The 17,284-nt window shown below is 65.6% G+C and carries 15 protein-coding genes; 4 read left to right on the top strand and 11 right to left on the bottom strand.

Going from position 1 to position 17,284, the window contains the following annotated elements; genetic code table 11:
* Positions 1-210: 210 nt before the first annotated feature.
* The 3 genes from ACQR13_RS04500 to ACQR13_RS04490 all read left to right on the top strand — a co-directional run bounded on the left by ACQR13_RS04500 (position 211) and on the right by ACQR13_RS04490 (position 4,026).
* Complete coding sequence (locus ACQR13_RS04500) at positions 211-1,164, top strand: ATP-grasp domain-containing protein (protein WP_316195474.1); 954 nt, start codon at positions 211-213, stop codon at positions 1,162-1,164.
* A 112-nt stretch (positions 1,165-1,276) separates the two neighbouring features.
* Positions 1,277-2,416, top strand: coding sequence for an FAD-dependent monooxygenase (locus tag ACQR13_RS04495; protein ID WP_434862609.1), 1,140 nt, complete (start codon positions 1,277-1,279; stop codon positions 2,414-2,416).
* The gene (locus ACQR13_RS04490) at positions 2,413-4,026 is read left to right on the top strand and encodes a benzoate-CoA ligase family protein (protein WP_316203041.1); all 1,614 of its coding nucleotides are present in this window, start codon (positions 2,413-2,415) and stop codon (positions 4,024-4,026) included. The genes ACQR13_RS04495 and ACQR13_RS04490 overlap by 4 nt, the downstream gene beginning before the upstream one ends.
* Before the next feature lie 38 nt (positions 4,027-4,064).
* Here the strand turns inward: ACQR13_RS04490 and ACQR13_RS04485 are convergent, their stop codons facing one another.
* Both ACQR13_RS04485 and maiA read right to left on the bottom strand, forming a co-directional pair.
* On the bottom strand, positions 4,065-4,574 hold the full coding sequence (locus tag ACQR13_RS04485; RefSeq protein WP_315825490.1) for a MarR family winged helix-turn-helix transcriptional regulator: 510 nt from the start codon (positions 4,572-4,574) through the stop codon (positions 4,065-4,067).
* Positions 4,564-5,196, bottom strand: coding sequence for a maleylacetoacetate isomerase (gene maiA / locus ACQR13_RS04480; RefSeq protein ID WP_315752324.1), 633 nt, complete (start codon positions 5,194-5,196; stop codon positions 4,564-4,566). Before maiA ends, ACQR13_RS04485 begins: the two co-directional genes overlap by 11 nt.
* Positions 5,197-5,298: 102 nt before the next feature.
* Between maiA and gtdA the strand changes: the two genes are divergently transcribed.
* Complete coding sequence (gene gtdA / locus ACQR13_RS04475) at positions 5,299-6,336, top strand: gentisate 1,2-dioxygenase (protein WP_316174497.1); 1,038 nt, start codon at positions 5,299-5,301, stop codon at positions 6,334-6,336.
* Positions 6,337-6,346: 10 nt separating this feature from the next.
* On the opposite strand, the gene ACQR13_RS04470 is transcribed toward gtdA, so the two are convergent.
* From ACQR13_RS04470 to ACQR13_RS04430, 9 genes are all read right to left on the bottom strand, one after another.
* On the bottom strand, positions 6,347-7,174 hold the full coding sequence (locus ACQR13_RS04470) for an ABC transporter permease (RefSeq protein WP_316203042.1): 828 nt from the start codon (positions 7,172-7,174) through the stop codon (positions 6,347-6,349).
* Positions 7,167-7,940: an ABC transporter ATP-binding protein gene (locus ACQR13_RS04465; protein WP_315752273.1), complete on the bottom strand. Its 774-nt coding sequence runs from the start codon at positions 7,938-7,940 to the stop codon at positions 7,167-7,169. The genes ACQR13_RS04470 and ACQR13_RS04465 overlap by 8 nt, the downstream gene beginning before the upstream one ends.
* 42 nt (positions 7,941-7,982) lie before the next feature.
* Positions 7,983-8,984 (bottom strand): ABC transporter substrate-binding protein, encoded by a 1,002-nt coding sequence (locus ACQR13_RS04460; protein ID WP_315715278.1) that lies wholly within the window; start codon positions 8,982-8,984, stop codon positions 7,983-7,985.
* A 482-nt stretch (positions 8,985-9,466) separates the two neighbouring features.
* Positions 9,467-9,949 carry a hypothetical protein gene (locus ACQR13_RS04455; protein WP_315715276.1) on the bottom strand — a complete coding sequence of 161 codons (483 nt, stop codon included), beginning with the start codon at positions 9,947-9,949 and terminating at the stop codon, positions 9,467-9,469.
* 107 nt (positions 9,950-10,056) lie between these two features.
* Positions 10,057-10,749, bottom strand: a complete 693-nt coding sequence (locus ACQR13_RS04450; protein ID WP_434862608.1) for an alpha/beta hydrolase family protein — start codon at positions 10,747-10,749, stop codon at positions 10,057-10,059.
* A 58-nt stretch (positions 10,750-10,807) separates the two neighbouring features.
* Positions 10,808-12,823 carry a methyl-accepting chemotaxis protein gene (locus ACQR13_RS04445; protein WP_434862692.1) on the bottom strand — a complete coding sequence of 672 codons (2,016 nt, stop codon included), beginning with the start codon at positions 12,821-12,823 and terminating at the stop codon, positions 10,808-10,810.
* A gap of 35 nt (positions 12,824-12,858) precedes the next feature.
* A complete protein-coding gene (locus ACQR13_RS04440) occupies positions 12,859-13,836 on the bottom strand; it encodes a TRAP transporter substrate-binding protein (RefSeq protein ID WP_434862607.1) in 978 nt (325 codons plus the stop codon).
* Between the two features lie 241 nt (positions 13,837-14,077).
* Complete coding sequence (locus tag ACQR13_RS04435; protein ID WP_434862606.1) at positions 14,078-14,722, bottom strand: nucleoside-diphosphate sugar epimerase; 645 nt, start codon at positions 14,720-14,722, stop codon at positions 14,078-14,080.
* Positions 14,723-14,872: 150 nt separating this feature from the next.
* Positions 14,873-17,185: a Tex family protein gene (locus ACQR13_RS04430; RefSeq protein WP_315752276.1), complete on the bottom strand. Its 2,313-nt coding sequence runs from the start codon at positions 17,183-17,185 to the stop codon at positions 14,873-14,875.
* Positions 17,186-17,284: the final 99 nt, after the last annotated feature.

Below are 17,284 nucleotides of genomic sequence, written 5' to 3'. Positions count from 1 at the left end.
CCAGCGATTTCGGCGCCTGATGTACGTGAAAACAGCGAATAATCAACCCGCATGGACGCACCATTGATCACGATCAAATGCATGCCGGCTGATGTCCGGATTCGCCTCGATCGGCTGTTCGTTCGTACACAAACGATATGGGTAATTTACTTGCCGATATTCCGATTTTCCAGCACTTTAATTCCGCATCTCTGGCCCAATCCTTGAGCAATGATTAACCATCCGCAGGCCCAGCTCGCCGCCATCACCCGCTACTGCGCCGAACGAGGCATCGCGCTCGACGTGCGGGAGGACGGCTGGCTGCTGGTGCTCGAGGATGCCACCCGGCGTCACCTGATCTTCGGCTATGATCTCGGCCTGAACAGTGCGGTGGCGCACAGACTGGCCTGCGACAAGGCGGCGACCTCGGCGCTGCTGAGAGCCGACGGGATTGCCGCGGTTCCACACGCATTCTTTCTGGCGCCGGCCCTCGGCGGCCAGTCCGGGCAGACGGCTGAGGCCGCGCTGGCGCTGCTCGAAACGCATCCGCGCGGGCTGGTGGTCAAGCCCAACGAGGGGACCTCGGGACGGTCGGTGGTCCGCGTCACGGCGAAGGATGACCTGCTGCGCGCAGCGAACAGCATCTTCGAGACCGGCGCGAATGTCGCGATCGCGCCGCTCATGGACATCGTCGACGAAGTTCGTGTCGTGCAGCTCGATGACGCGTCCCTGATCATCTACCGCAAGCAGCGCCCCATCGTGACCGGCGACGGCGTGCAGCCGCTCCTCGACCTCGCGCTGGCGGCCACTCCGGCCACGGGGCACGCGCAACTCCTGCGACGCCTCGATGCGGAATTCGACGCGTCGGCCTTGCGCGCCGTCGTGCCGCGCGGCGAGCAGCGCCTGCTGAGCTGGCGGCACAATCTCGAATTCGGAGCTCAGCCCGTGCTGCTCGAACCAGGCGCGGAGCGGGACCTTTGTGCCGCACTCGCCACCGCGGCGGCAGGCGTCATCGGCATCCGCTACGCATCGGTCGACCTCGTGCTGGCCGATGGACGCTGGCAGGTGCTCGAGATCAATTCGGGCGTGAAGATGGAGGCGCTCGGCCGGCATGCGCCGGAGCTGGTCGAAAGCACCTATTTCGCCGCGCTCGACGCGATCTTCGGCAGAGGCCCGCCGAAATGACCTGCGGCCGGCGACCCGATCTCCAGCAATAAGATTTCCCTGGCCTCGATCGAGATGAGGGATTAGTCTCCGATCCAAAATAAACAGTATACTGTCAATTCGGAGGACGCCCTTGCGCATCGCCGTGCTCGGCGGCGGCCCTGGCGGGCTGTATTTCGCCTATCTTTGGAAGAAGCGGCACCCCGCCGCCGTGGTCGATCTGTTCGAGCAGAATCCGGCCGGGGCGACCTGGGGCTTTGGCGTCGTGTTCTCCGATCAGGCGCTCGAATTCCTGCGCGCCGACGATCCCGACACCGTGGACGCGATCGCGCCGCACATGGAGAGCTGGCGCAACATCACGCTCAATCTGCGCGGCGAGACTGTCGAGATCGACGGCGTCGGCTTTTCCGCGATCGGCCGGCTCGAGCTGTTGAAGCTGCTGCAGGCCCGCGCCGAGAGCGTCGGCGTCGTCGCCCGCTACGGCACGACCATCCAGTCGCTGGACCAGCTCGCAGGCTACGACCTCATCATCGCTGCCGACGGGCTGAACTCGCTGGTTCGCCGCAGCTTCGAAGGCGATTTCGGCTTCTCCGTCTCCTACTCCAGCAACAAGTTCGCATGGTACGGCACGTCGAAGACCTTTGCCACGCTGTCGCAGACCTTCGTCGCGACCGACCGCGGCAGCTTCAACGCGCACCATTATCGCTATTCGCCGGACATGAGCACGTTCCTGGTCGAATGCGATCGCGCCACGTGGCACGCCCATGGCTTCGCCGAGATGTCGGTCGATGAATCCCGGCGCGTTTGCGAGCAGGTGTTCGCCGCCACGCTCGACGGTCACGCGCTGGTCTCCAACCGATCGGTATGGCGCAATTTCCCTTGGGTCTGGAATGAGCACTGGTGGCACCGGAACATGGTGCTGATCGGCGACGCGCTGCATACGGCGCACTTCTCGATCGGCTCCGGGACGCGGCTGGCGATCGAGGACGCGATCGCGCTCGCCAAGGCGCTCGATGCCGAGACCAGCCTCTCGGACGGCCTCGCCCGCTATCAGGCCGAGCGCCAGCCGATCGTAAAGAAGCTGGTGACGGCGGCCCGGACCAGCAGCGACTGGTATGAGTCCTTCCCGGCTCACATGACGCTCGGCCTGTTGGATTTTGCCCACAGCTACATCACCCGGTCCGGGCGCATCGATGATACCAGGCTGCGCGCGATGGCTCCGCGGTTCATGGCCCGCTACGAGGCATCTCGGAACACGGGAGCGCGCGCATGACCAGAGAGATCGCCGACCAGGTTCCGCGCGACAGCGCCGGCGCGCGCGAGATCGGCTTCGCAATTCCCGCCCGCTACAATGCCAGCCGCGTGCTGTTCGACAACCTCGCCAAGGGCAACGCCAACAAGACTGCGCTGATCGGTCCGGCCGGCCAGCGCAGCTATGCCGAGCTGTGTGCCGACGCCTGCCGTTGGGGCAACGGCTTCACCGCGCTCGGGCTCAGCCGCGGCGACCGGGTCCTGCTGTTCCTCGACGATACACCGGCCTATCCGGCCGCGTTCTTCGGCGCAGTGCGCGCCGGCTTCGTGCCGCTGCTGATCAACACATTGACGCCGCCGGATCTGCTGCAATTCTATCTCGCTGATTCCGGCGCCAAGATCGCGGTCGCCGACGCCGAGTTTGCCGCACGGTTCGACGCACAGGCCTGCGCCGAGACCGCGCTGCGCACACTGGTCGTCGTCAATGGCGAGGCGCCGGCCACCGCCGTCGCAACGACGGTCGCGGTCGATGCGTGGCTGTCCAACTTCACCGATCAGTTGGCGGAGGCCGACACCCACCGCGACGAGATGGCATTCTGGATGTATTCGTCCGGCTCGACCGGACGCCCCAAGGGCATCGTCCATCTGCAGCACGACATGGCCTATAGCGAGCAGGCGTTCGCCCGCAACGTGCTGCGGCTCAAGCCGGACGACATCTGCTTCTCGGTGCCCAAGATCTTCTTCGCCTACGGCTTCGGCAATGCGATCACTTTTCCATTCTCGGCCGGAGCGACGACGCTGCTGCTGCCCGGCCAGCCGAAACCCGCCGCCATCTTCGATGCGATCGGCCGCTTCCGACCGACCGTGTTCTTCGGCCTGCCGACGCTCTACACCGCGCTCACCAAGGCCGAGGGTGCGAAGCAGGCCGACGTCTCGTCACTGCGGCTCGCGGTTTCCGCGGCCGAGGTGCTCTCGGCGGAGGTCTTCAACGGTTGGAAGAGCCTGACCGGCTTGGAGATCGTCGAAGGTCTCGGCTCGACCGAGGTTCTCCACGTCTATCTCTCGAACCGCGAGGACCGCAAGAAGCTCGGCGCCGCCGGACTGCGCGTTCCCGGCTACGAGATCGCGCTGCGCGACGGCGAAGGACGCGAGGTCGCCACCGGCGAAGAGGGCATTCTCTGGGTACGCGGCGACTCCAACACGCCGCTCTACTGGAACCGTCCGGACAAGACCGCGGAGACGATCCGCGATGGCGGCTGGATCTACACCGGCGACCGTTTCGTGCGCGATGCCGACGGCTTCCATTTCTTCCGCGGCCGCGCCGACGACCTGGTCAAGATCTCCGGCCAATGGGTCTATCCGCTCGAGGTCGAGCTCTGCCTCGCCGAGCATCCCGATATCAGAGAATGCGCCGTGTTTGCGCACGAGCTGCCGGATCGTCGCATGAGCCTGAAGGCCGTGGTGGTCACCAACGGCGGATCCCCCGACCAAATCCCGACCGTCAAGGCGCTTCAGGACTACGTGAAGACGAAACTGCTGCCCTACAAATATCCGCGCGAGATCGTCTTCATCGACGAATTGCCGAAGACGGGCACCGGCAAGATCGATCGTCAGGCGGTGATGCGGCTGTGAGCCTACGCCTTGCGCCCGACAACCGCGGAGTTCCGCGATCAGCCGGTCTTGCCGAGATGCTCCAGCGCATCCTCGGCGCGCAGCGGCACCCGCGACACCTCGTTGTTGAGATCGACGAGCTGCGCCAGCAAAGCCATCAGCATCTTGCGATCCGCGGCCTTCAGCGGCGCCAGCATGCGTGCCTGGGCGCGATCGACCGCCGGCATGATCGCACGGAGCAGTGCTCCGCCCGCCCTGGTCAGATAAAGCAGCTTGACGCGCTTGTCCTCGGCCGACGGCCTGCGCTCGATATGGCCCTTGCTCTCCAGCCGCTCGATCACGCTGCCGAGCGTCGAACGGTCGAAGGCGATCACCGCCGACAGCCTGGTGGCATCGATGCCCGGATGCGTCTGGATCGCGACCAGCGCTGCATATTGCACCGGCGTCAGGTCGAACTCGCGGCACTCCTCAACGAAGATGGACACGGCAATCTGCTGCATCCGCCGGAACAGATAGCCCGGCTTGGTGTAGACTGCGTCCATCGTGATGTCGGGCGGCCTACTCGGCATCGGGCTGACGCTCCGGAGCAGCAGCGGCGAAGGCCGGCAGCGCCTTCGCCGCGGCTTCGGCCTGCAGCAGGCGCGGAAACGCTGCGACATCGACGCCAAAGCGGCGTGCATTGCCGAGCTGCGGCACCAGGCAGAGATCGGCCAAGGTTGGCGCCGCACCGAAACAGAATGGGCCAGGCTCATGCTTGATCAGCGCTTCGCAGGCAGCGAGCCCCTCGCGGTTGGCCCAGCCGGCCCAGGCCGTGACCTTGTCCTCGGGCAGGCCGAGCTCCCGGAGCCGCGCCAGCACCTTCAGGTTCTGCACCGGATGGGTGTCGCAGGCGAGCACCTGCGCGAAGGCGCGGACCTGGGCGCGTCGCAACGGATCCTTCGGCAGCAGCGGCGGCTCGGGATGAGTCTCGTCGAGCCATTCGATGATCGCAAGCGACTGGATCAACGTGGCGCCGCTGTCGTCCTCGAGCGCCGGGACCAAACCCTGCGGGTTGAGCGCGAGATAGGCGGGCGCGCGCTGCTCGCCCTTGCGGAGGTGATGCGGCAGATGCTCGGCCGTGAGACCCTTGAGGTTGAGCGCGATCCTGACGCGATAGGATGCGCTGCTGCGGAAATAGCCGTGCAGCTTCATCATGGCAGTCCTCCCGATGCGACAGCTCTGGTTGTATTTGACGGTAATCAAATTGGCAGTATACTGTCAATCAAGAACGACATCTGATCATGGGAGGCGCGCATGGCCGCGGTTTCGACACCGGAGCGCGAGGCGTTCTACAAGAAGATCGACGGCGAAAACATGACGGCGCTGTGGACCGTGATGAGCGATCTCATCACGCCCGAGCCGAAGAGCGCCTGCCGCCCGCATCTGTGGCAGTTCGCGGCGATCCGCGACTACATGGTCGAGGCCGGGCGGCTGATCACGGCGAAGGAAGCCGAGCGGCGCGTGCTGATCCTGGAGAATCCGGGACTGCGCGGGCAGTCCAAGATCACCACATCGCTCTATGCCGGCGTTCAGATGGTGATCCCAGGCGATGTTGCGCCCGCCCATCGGCACAGCCAGTCCGCATTGCGCTTCGTGCTGGAAGGAAAGGGAGCCTTCACGACCGTCGAGGGCGAGCGCACCCTGATGGAGCCGGGCGACTTCATCATCACCCCGTCGATGACTTGGCACGATCACGGCAATGAGACCACCGAGCCGATGTTCTGGCTCGACGGCCTCGACATTCCCCTGGTGCAGTTTCTCGACGCGTCGTTCGCGCAAGGCGCGCAGGAGGACCAGCAGAAGGTCGCGCGCCCCGCGGGCGACAGCTTCGCCCGCTACGGCCACAATCTGCTGCCGGTCGATGCGAAGCGCAAATCCAGGACATCGCCGATCTTCAACTATCCCTACGCCTATACGCGCGAGGCGCTGGAGAACGCGAAGCGGAGCGAGGAATGGGACGCCTGCCACGGGCTGAAGCTGAAATTCTCCAACCCGGAGACCGGTGATTTCGCGATGCCGACGATCGGCACCTTCATCCAGCTGCTGCCGAAGGGCTTCAAGACTGCGCGCTATCGCTCGACCGACGCGACCGTGTTCACCGCGATCGAAGGCAGGGGCCGCAGCCGCATCGGCGACCATACCTTCGAATGGGGCCCGCGCGACCTGTTCGTCGTTCCGAGCTGGCAATGGGTCAGCCATGAGCCGGACGAGGATGCGGTCCTGTTCTCGTTCTCGGATCGCCCGGTGCAGGAGAAGCTCGACTTGTTCCGGGAAGACCGCGGCAACGCCTGACACCGCCGGATCAGCGCCAGCGCAGGAGCTGCGCTTCGAGCATGCTGATCAGCCGGCCGACGGCGAGACCGAACAGCGACAGGATCAGGATCCCCGCCATCAGCTGATCGGTCTGCATCAGATTGCCGGCCTGCAGCACGAAGGTGCCGATGCCGGTCTCGGCGCCGATCATCTCCGCCGAAACCACGAGCATCAGCGCGACCGACGCGGTGATGCGGAAACCGGCGAGGATCGACGGCAGCGCGCCGGGCCAGATCACGCGGCGGACGATGGTCGGGAATGGCACGTTGAAGCTCTGCGCCATGCGGATCAGGTTGCGCGGCACCGCATCGACGCCGCTATAGACCGAGATCGTGGTCGAGAAGAACACGCCCAGCGCGATCGTCGCGATCTTCGGCTGCTCGCCGATGCCGAGCCAAAGAATCAGCAGCGGCAGCACGGCGATCTTCGGAATCGGAAACAGCGCAGAGACGAACGTGATGCCGATGCTGCGCGCAATGCGCCAGAGGCCGATCGCGAAGCCGACGACGATGCCGGTGGCCGTGCCGAACGCCCAGCCGGATACGATGCGCACGAACGAGGCCGAGACATGCTGCCAGAGCGCGCCGCTTTCGGCCAATCGATACAGGGTGCGCAGGATCATCAGCGGCGCCGGCAGGAACAAGGGATTGACCAGCCCGAGGCTGCCGATCAATTGCCACAGGCCGAGAGCCGCCGCGAGCGCGAGCCAGCCGGCCCATCGGCTTGCGGCCGGCGTGAAGCCGCCGCCCCGGAACGGCACTTTCCGGCTCTGCTTGCCGACGACCTCAGGCAGTTCAGCCGGGGAGCGCTCAAGCATTCTGAACCTCGCGCTCGGCATCGATTGCCTCGGTCCGGATCAGCCCCCAGAGCTCGTTCTGCAGGTCCAGCAGTTGCGTGCGTACTACGGCATCGCCGCGGCTGCGCCGCGTCGCCGGGATGCTGACGACCTTCCGGATGCGGCCGGGACGACGCGACAGCACGACGATGCGGTCGGCGAGCCGCACGGCCTCCTCGAGATTATGCGTGACATAGACCGCGCCCATGGTGCCGTCGGCGAGCAGATCGACGAAGTCCTCCATCAGCAGCTCGCGGGTCTGCGAGTCCAGCGCCGACAACGGCTCATCCATCAGCAGGATCGCCGGGCGGACCGCCAGCGCCCGGGCAATCCCGACCCGCTGGCGCATGCCGCCCGACAACTGCTTGGGATAGACGGTCCGGAAGTCTGCCAGGCCGGTTCGCCGCAACGCATCGTCGACGGCGGCGGCGCGCTGCTGCGTCGACAGAGATGTATGGAGGAGCGGAAAGGCAACATTGTCGGCGACGCTTGCCCACGGCAGCAGCGCGAAGTCCTGGAACACGAACGTCAAGGGGTTGAGGCTGCCGGGCGGCGGAGCTCCGCGCAGCACCGCCTGTCCCTTGCTTGGCTGCAACAACCCTCCGAGGATTGCCAGCAGCGTGCTCTTGCCGCAGCCGGACGGCCCAACGAGGGCGACCACCTCGCCGGCTCCGACCGTGAACGACACGCCATCGAGCACATCGAGCGCGTCGAAACGGTGGCTGATGGTCTCGGCGATCAGGTCCATATCAAGCGATCCCGCTGCAGGCCCGCGCTGCGCCTGCCTTCATCAATCCGGCTTCACGAAGTCTTTGGCGATGATCGCGGCCGCATCATAGCCCTGGTCCGCGAACCCCTGAGCCTGCAGCCATTTGATCTGGCTCTCGATGTTCTTCACATCGAGCTTGCCGTCGGGATCGATGTAGGCGCAATTGCCCACGACCTGCTCGACCGGCAGGTTCGTGTACTTGCCGATGATCTCGAGCAACGGCTTGGTCTTGTCGTCGATGGCGGCGGTGCCGTCCTTGACCGAGGCGAGCACGACATCATGATACTCGCGCTCGGCGCGCTGAAGCGACGCCAGCAGCTTGCCGACCAGCGCCGTGTTGGCAAGTGTCTTCGGCCCCGCGAACACGCCGCTGACCTGCCACGGCGTCTCGTCGCCGACCCAGCCAAGATGCTTGACGGCGCCCTCCTCCATCAGCTTGCGCGCCACCGAAACCGGCATCAGCGCCGCGTCGACGGTTTCCCCTTTGATGGCCGCCGACATGTTGGACATCGACTGCAGCGGCACGATCTTCACGTCGGCGAGCTTGAAGCCATATTTATCGGCCAGCAGCCCCACCGAATAGTGAAAGCTCGACCCGACCTGGGTCATCGCCACGCGTTTGCCGGCAATGTCCTTCGGCGTCCTGAGACCTGCCTCATAGGCCTTGTTGCTGGCAAAGTAGCCAATCAGCGGAAAGCCCGGGCGGTCACGGCTCATGCCGGCGATGATCTTCAACGCGCCCTTGCCTGCGAGGTTATACAGTCCTGCGGTGAAGGCGGTCACCCCGACGTCGACGTCGCCGGTGGCCGTCGCCACGGCGATCGGTTGCGCTGCATCGAAAAACTTCAGCTCGACGTCCAGTCCAGCTTCGCGGAAGTAGCCTTTGTCCAACGCGATGAACACTGGCGCGGACGAGGACAGCCGGAGAACGCCGATCCGGAGCTTGGCGTCGTCGGCCAGCGCGGTGCTGATCGATACGAGGCTCCAGAGCAGCCCCAGGACGACGCCAACGTATCGGAACATCACACTCTCCAAGATCTGGCGACCCACACACCCGGCCTCACCCACGACGCCGACTTGTTGCAATATTTCGCGCTTGATGTCGCGCCAAATTTTCGGGAGTCGGGAGATCGCAGCCTCAGAGGCGGGGCGTCTTGCTCCAAGCCGCCTCCGTCCATCACTGGAACGCGTATTGAGCTAAACGCCCTTGCAATCGGCGGTCCGGTCCTTTGCCGCGACCGTGAGCTTCCTGCAGGGGCCGTGAAACGTCTCGATCCCCTTCAATCCGTCCTCTACACGGACCGACATGGCCGGCAGGCTCGCCGCGCCGAGGGCCAGCAGCCAAACGGATGAAGCTGTCTTTCTCATCGCGATCTTCTGACAAAGTGGATATTGCCGAGCGGGCCGGATTTGCCGCGTGGACTGTACGATGGCGAGTGACGACCGGCGACGCCGCGACGAACTCTCCTGCTGGCCCATCCTGCTTGTGCACAGGGGTCACGGCCTCAGAAGGTCTGCATCACCGGCTTCTCGCCATTGGACAGAAATAGCCCTTCAAAACGGCCGATCTCGCTGTCGGCTGTGCATTCGAGCAGGTCGGGTCCCTTGAATGGATTGCCGTGGCGGCATTGCCCCTTGGCCGTCACCTTGTTGATCGTCTTGCGACTTTGGCCAATGATCATCATGTCGACCGGCGTGACGAACTTGTCAGGCCCCGGTTGCTCTTGCAGATCGCCGCGGTTCGAGAACGTGACCACGCTGCCGTCGAGCAAGGTGAAGTAGAAGCCGGTGCGCTGATCGTCATAGTCGGTATTGAGCAGCGCGCCCTTGCATTCCGAGCTACGATCCTTTCCCGCGACGATGAGCTTCTGGCAAGTTCCCTTCACGACCACCATGCCGGTCAGCCTGGCATCGGCGAGCGATGGAGCTGCAGAGATCATCAGCACGCCAAGCGCGCACACCGATAGCGCCACCACTGCTGACTTCATCGAACCCCCTCCCTACCTTTCAATATGACTATGCCTCAACCTCCGGTGACAGAAAAGTTCTGTTTTTGTTCTCATGCCATTTTTCTCCGAAGGAGGCGCTCGGCGCGTCAGCCGGCACACGCTTCGAGAGTCTCCAGCCACGCCGCAAACGCCTCCGTCAGGTCCTCCATGACGGCCTGATCATTCCGGCCGGAGCGCGCAGGCACGTGGAAGGCGTGGTCGGCCTGATCGATCCAATGCAAGGTCGCGCGCGGTCCCAGCCGCTTCACGACGGGCGCGAGCAGCTCCATCTCCGCCAGCTTGTCGCGCGTCCCCTGCAGGAACAGCATCGGGACCTCGATCGCATCGAGATGATCGGCGCGCGCGATGGAGGGCTTGCCGGCGGGGTGAAGCGGAAAGCCGAGAAAGGCGAGCCCGGCTATGCCTGGCAGCGGCGCTGCACTCTGCGCCTGCGACGTCATGCGCGCCCCGAACGACTTGCCGCCCGCGACGAGCGGCAGCCCCGGACAGAGCCGCGCGGCCTCCGCCACGGCAGCCCGCACCGCGGCGTGGGCGAGCGCGGGCGGATCAGGGCGCTTGCTGCCCTTCTCCATGTAGGGAAACTGGAAGCGGAGCGTCGCGATGCCGCGCGCGGCAAGGCTTGCGGCCGCTTGGTTCATGAAGACGTGGGTCATGCCGGCGCCCGCGCCATGGGCGAACACGAAACAGGCGCGCGGCCGCGGCGGGGCCATGAACAGCGCGGACACGATGTCCGCGCCGTCGACGGGAAACGCAAGGGAACGCGGCTGGTGCTCGGTCATGCGCCAGAGTGTGAGCCTGCGTCCCCTGCGTCAACTCCACTCGCCACCGGTTTGCGGCTCACGCCGCCGTTCGGATCGTCTGCAGGAAGTCGGCGACATTGCTCTTCAGCGAAGCGGCCTGCTGCTGCAGCGCCGCGGCCGCCGCCAGCGCAGCTTCAGCGCCGGCATCGGTCTGCCCGGCCACGTTGCGCACGTCGCCGATCTCCTGCGTGACCGCCGCCGTACCGCTGGCCGCCTGCTCGACGTTGCGTGCAATCTCGCTGGTCGCCGCTCCCTGCTGCTCCACCGCGGCGGCGATCGCATTGGAGATCTCGGCAATCTCCCGCACGGTCGTGCCGAACTGGGCGATCGCGCCGACCGTGTCCTGCGTCGCGCTCTGGATGGTCGCGATCTGGCTCGAGATCTGCTCCGTCGCCTGCGCGGTCTGCGACGCCAGGTTCTTCACTTCGCTCGCGACGATCGCAAATCCGCGGCCGGCCTCGCCGGCGCGCGCCGCCTCGATGGTGGCGTTGAGCGCCAGCAGGTTGGTCTGGCTCGCGATCGCCTGGATCAGCTGCACGATGGTGCCGATCCTCTCCGCCGCGCTGGACAGCCCGTCGATCAGCTCGGATGTCCGCTGCGTCTCGTGCGTCGCCCGGGTCGACACCGTGACCGAGCGCTGGACCTGGGAGGAGATCTCCCTGATCGAGGCCGCGAGCTCCTGGGTCGCCGAGGCCACGGTCTGCACATTGACGGAGGCCTGCTCGGCCCGGCTGGCGACCGCTTCCGCAAGGCCACGGCCGCGTTCGGCGACGCGCGCCAGCTCGCTGGCGCTCTCGCCCATCTCAGTCGCACGCCCGCCGACGCCGGTGATGACACCCTGCATGCCCTGCTCGAATCGACCAGCCAGATCGGACATCATGCGGGCGCGCTCGGCCTCCGCAGCTTCACGCTGTGCCGCAGCCTCCTGCTCCATGCGGCGCACGGCAAGCGCGTTGTCACGGAAAATCTCCACGGCGCGCGCCATCCGGCCGATCTCGTCGCGCTGCTCGCCGCCGGGAATCGGCTGATCCAATTCGCCGGCCGCCAGCGACTGCATGCGGTCGGTCATGCCGCGGATCGGGGTCGACACGCTGGCGCCGATCAGCCAGGCCAGCACCGCTCCGAATATCACCGCTGCGGCTGCGGTCACGATCACGGTCTGCTTGGTATCTTCGACCGCGACGCCGGTCCTCGCGGCCTGCTCTGCACGCGCGGTACCAAGCTGCCGGTTGATCTGGCTGACCTGGGTATCGATCGAGGCGCTCGCCTTGGCGAGCTCCGCCTGCTTGGCGCGCAGGTCAGCGGCCACCTTGATCACCTCCTCGAGCGCGGCGGCATCCGCCGTGAGAGCCTCTTTCAGCGCAGCAACCAGCGCATTCAGCTTGGCATCATCGACACCCGCGATCTCGGCCTCCGTATCGGCAATCGCGAGCTTCGCATAGACGAAGGTGAGCCTGGCATCGTCGGCATCGCCATTCGATAACGTGTTGGTATAGCGCATCACCGCGATGCGAACCGCGTCGACGACGCTGGCCAGACGTAACGGATTCATCAGCGGCTCGCTGCCCGCACGATTGGCAAGGGCAACCTGGATGCCGCCCATGTTGATGCCGGCAACGGCGCCCAATGCGTCGGTCTTGGTCGTCGCCGCCCGCAGGCGGTCCACGGCCTCGGCCGCGGCAGCGAACGATGAGCGGTAGGCCGCCAGCGCGCTCCGTACCGGCCCAACGCCGTCAGCCAGCACCTTCAGGCTGCCGGACTGCTTCTCGACCTGATCGGCGAGACCGCCGACGGCGTCGATGGCCTTGCTGGCCGCATCCTTGTCACCGACGTTCCAGGTCCGGACGAATCTCTCGACCGCGCCGTTGGCGCCGAGCAGCGCGGCACGCACCTGCGACATGCCGGCGTCCCCGGCCGCGCTGGTAACGAGTTCATCCACGGTGCCGCCGATGCGGCCGACCTGGACCATGGCGAAGCCGCCGAGCAACACCAGGAAGCTCAGGATCAGGGCGAAGCCGCCGAAGATGCGCGGGCGGACGCCGATCCAAGACATCAGAGAAGACAATTTCATCGGTTTGCCCGGCTGTTTCACGGAGTGGACCTGATGGTGGCGAGCAGCTCCTTGCCGAAGCGCTTCTCGAAGTCGGCATCGAGCGGCCTGACCGCATCGACGAAAGTCTTGCGGTCGAACGTCTCGATCACCTCCATGCCGGTCTTGCGCAACTCATCGAGCTTCTGCGCATCGAGCTGGGCCTGCCAGGTGACTTCCGCAGCCGCCTTGGCGGCGGCAACCAGCGCATCTCGATCCGCCGCATCGAGATGGTCGAACATCGCGCGGTTGGCGACGAAGGCGATCGGCGCGAAGAAATGCCCGGTGAGCGTCAGATATTTCTGCACCTCGTCGAAGCGATTGGCCGCGATGGTGGCAACCGGATTTTCCTGGCCGTCGAGCCGACCGTCCTTGAGCGCGGCATAGACCAGCGGGAAATCCATCGGCATCACGTCGGCGCCGAGCGCCTTGAAGGTCATCTGGTAGACCGGATTGGGGATCACGCGGATCCTGAGGCCCTTGACGTCATCGACGGTACGGACCGGGCGCTTCGAGTTGGTGAGATTGCGAAAGCCCTGCTTGCCCAGCGCCAGCAGCACCAGTCCCTTGTCGGCGAACTTGGCGCCGATCGCGGCGGCGACCGGCCCTTGCGCAACCGCCTTGGCATGCGCGGTGTCACGGAACAGGAACGGGATGTCGAAGACGCCAAGCTCGGGGACCACCGCGCTGGCGATGCCGCCGGACACCACGGCCACGTCCACCGCGCCGCTCCGGGTTGCAGTCAGCACCGCCGCCTCGCTGCCGAATGCGTTGCCCGCACGCTCATCAATGATGAGCCGCTTGCCGGCCAGCGCCTGCAGCTTCACGCGAAATTCGTCCGACCCGACCTGCTGCGGGTTCTGAATCTGCGAGTTGTAGACCAGCGACACCATTCGCGGAGACGCCGTCGCCGCTTGGGATCCGAGCAGGGTTCCCACCAATGCCAAGAAACAAAATTCAAGCAGCTGTCTGCGCATGAAACACCGGGCTGTTTTTCCTCGATGCACAACTAACAGCGAGATATGGTTAAGATGTTAAGATGCGATTCCCGTCTTGCCCGCTCCAGCCATTCACTCGCTGATAGTCGTATGCGAGAGAGCCGTAAAACTACGGAGGGGCGTCGACCAGTCGATCCGAGCCTGAGGCGCGGCGCGATATCAGATTTCGATTTATCGTAAATAGCGAGACCCGGCCGCTACGCAAGAGCGGCAGGCTCGATCATCGGCGCATGGCCCCTGACAGCATCACTCGCTTGCCGGCAACCGTAGGAACAGCCATCAGCAGCGCGTTGGCGACGTCCGCCGCCGCGATGGGCTTGTAGTTCGCCGGGATCAGGAAGCCGATGATGTTGTTCAGCCTGTTGCCCCATTCCTCGCCCGGACGACTCGGCTGTCCGAGCTCCTCCCGCGGGCCGACCAGCAGCGAAGGCCGCGCGATCACCAGTCCCTCGAAGGGCAACGCGGTCAGATCGTCCTCGAGCTCGCCTTTCACCCGGCTATAGAAGACGCGCGACCTGCTGTCGGCCCCCATCGCGCTGACCAGACCAACGCGCCTGGTGCCGCTCGCGAGCGCGGCCTTGGCGACGGCGAGGTTGGCGTCGTGATCGATGGCGCGGAAGGCGGCCTGGCTTCCGGCCACCTTGATCGTGGTCCCGAGAGCCAGATAGAGCTCGTCGGCCGGCGGCAGGGACGGCAGCGCGGTGAAATCCACGACATGCGCCGTCAGCTTGGGCGAATGGTCAGTCGGCGCGCGGCGGCCGACGACATGCACATGATCCACGGCCGGGTCGGCAAGCAGACCGCGAAGCAGCTCCCGTCCCACCAGCCCAGTCGCGCCGGCAATGATCACGGTCCGGTTCGTCATGCGCGGTCCCCACTCACAACTCGCCGCCCAAGGTAAGCCTGGCCGCGGAGATAGGGAAGACCGCAACGACACGACGCCGAATGCCATGGCGCCGCAGATATGACGCCGCAGACGAGACATTCCCTCCGCGGCGCCTCGTGACCATTCGCCTCAGGCGCCCTTGCGCCGCTCTGCGGCCTTGGCCATCGCCGCGGCGAACGCGCCGCCGCCAGACGGCTTCTCCTCACGCGAGGTCATGCGCCCCGCGGGCGGCCGTGCGCTGGTCCGCTTCTCGCCCTTGGCCGGCAGCGGATCGGACAGCCGAAGCGTCAGCGAGATGCGGTTGCGCGGCACATCGACGTCGAGCACCTTGACCTTCACGACCTGCCCCGGCTTCACCACCTCGCGCGGATCGTTGATGCGCTTCTCCGACATCGCCGAGATGTGGATCAGGCCGTCCTGGTGCACGCCGATATCGGCGAAGGCGCCGAAGGCCGCGACGTTGGTGATGGTCGCCTCCAAGATCATGCCGGGCTTGAGATGGGTGATCTTCTCGACGCCCTCCTGGAAGGTCGCGGTCTTGAACTCCGGGCGCGGATCGCGGCCGGGCTTCTCCAGCTCCTTGATGATGTCGGTCACGGTCGGGACGCCGAAGCGCTCGTCGGCGAATTTCGCCGGATTGAGCGTCTTCAAGGTTTTGGTGTCGCCGATCAGCACCTTGATGTCGCTCTTGGTCGTCTCGAGAATCTTCTTCACGACCGGATAGGATTCCGGGTGGACGCCGGAGGCATCGAGCGGGTTGTCGCCATCGCGGATGCGCAGGAAGCCGGCGCACTGCTCGAACGCCTTCGGTCCGAGCCGCGGCACCTCCTTGAGCTTGTCGCGGGTCGGGAACGGACCGTTGGCGTCGCGATGCGCGACGATGTTCTGAGCCAGGCTCTCGCCGATGCCCGACACCCGCGCCAGCAGCGGCGCCGAGGCGGTGTTGAGATCGACGCCGACGGCATTCACGCAGTCCTCGACGGTGGCATCGAGCGCGCGGGCGAGCTCATACTGGTTGAGGTCGTGCTGATACTGGCCGACGCCGATCGAGGCCGGCGGCACCTTGACGAGTTCGCCGAGCGGATCCTGCAGGCGGCGCGCGATCGAGACGGCGCCGCGGATCGAGACGTCGAGATTGGGGAATTCCTTCGCGGCGAACTCCGAGGCCGAATAGACCGACGCGCCGGCTTCCGACACGATCGCCTTGGTCAGCTTGAGATCCGGCTTCAGCTTCATCAAATCGTTGACGAGCTTCTCGGTCTCGCGCGATGCCGTGCCGTTGCCGATCGCGACGAGATCGATGCCGTGCTTCACGCAGAGCTGCGCCAGGGTCAGCATGCTTTCGTTCCACTGCCGCTGCGGCTCGTGCGGATAGATCGTGGCGTGATCGACGAACTTGCCGGTGCGGTCGATGACCGCGACCTTGACGCCGGTGCGGAAGCCCGGATCGAGCCCGAGCGTGGCGCGGCCGCCGGCGGGAGCTGCGAGCAGCAGATCGCGCAGGTTCGCGGCGAACACGCGGACCGCCTCCTTTTCCGCCTCCTGCCACAGCCGCATGCGGATATCGAGCGCCAGCGAGGTCTTGATGCGGGTGCGCCAGGCCCAGCGCACGGAGTCCGACAGGAACTGATCGGCCGGGCGGCCCTGGCGCGAAATGCCGAAGGTCACGGCGATACGGTTCTCATACAGCGTCGGATCCTTGGAGTCCTCCGGCTCGCCATCGCCGAAATCGAGCTGCAGCACCTCTTCCTTCTCGCCACGCAGCATCGCGAGGATGCGGTGCGACGGCAGCTTGGTGAACGGCTCGGAGAAATCGAAGTAATCGGCGAACTTCGCGCCCTCGGTTTTCTTGCCATGGCGAACGGACGACTTCACGGCGCCGCGGGTCCACATCTCCTCGCGCAGCGAGCCGACGAGGTCGGCATGCTCGGCGAAACGTTCGACCAGGATCGCGCGGGCGCCGTCGAGCGCGGCCTTGACGTCCTTGACCGGGTTGTCGCCATCCTTCTTGATGAAGGCCTTGGCCTCGACCTCCGGCGCCTTCATCGGATCACCGATCAGCATGTCGGCGAGCGGCTCGAGCCCGGCTTCCTTCGCGATCTGCGCCTTGGTGCGGCGCTTCTCCTTGAACGGCAGATAGATGTCCTCGAGCCGGGCCTTGGTGTCGGCGGTCGCCAGCGCCAGCTCGATCTCGGGCGTCATCTTGCCCTGCGCCTTGATGCTCTCGATGATCGCGGTGCGCCGTGCATCCATCTCGCGCAGATATCGCAGCCGTTCCTCCAGCGTACGCAGCTGCGTGTCGTCCAGCATGCCGGTCGCCTCCTTGCGATAGCGCGCGATGAACGGCACGGTCGCGCCGCCGTCGAGCAGGTCGATCGCGGCCTGGACCTGGGCATCCTTGACTGAGAGCTCAGCAGCGATGATGGAGGCAAAATTCGACACGGTGTTCTTCCGAGATTCGTGACGGGGCTGATTGGATAGGAGTGCACGCGCGCCAGCGCAAGCGGCTGGCAGACGCTCTGTGGGCAACCGTGACAAAAA

The sequence above is a fragment of the Bradyrhizobium sp. HKCCYLRH3059 genome, from assembly GCF_051168035.1.
Lineage (GTDB): Bacteria > Pseudomonadota > Alphaproteobacteria > Rhizobiales > Xanthobacteraceae > Bradyrhizobium.
Note: the sequence above shows the minus strand (reverse complement) of the source record. Positions and strands in the feature narration are given on the sequence as shown.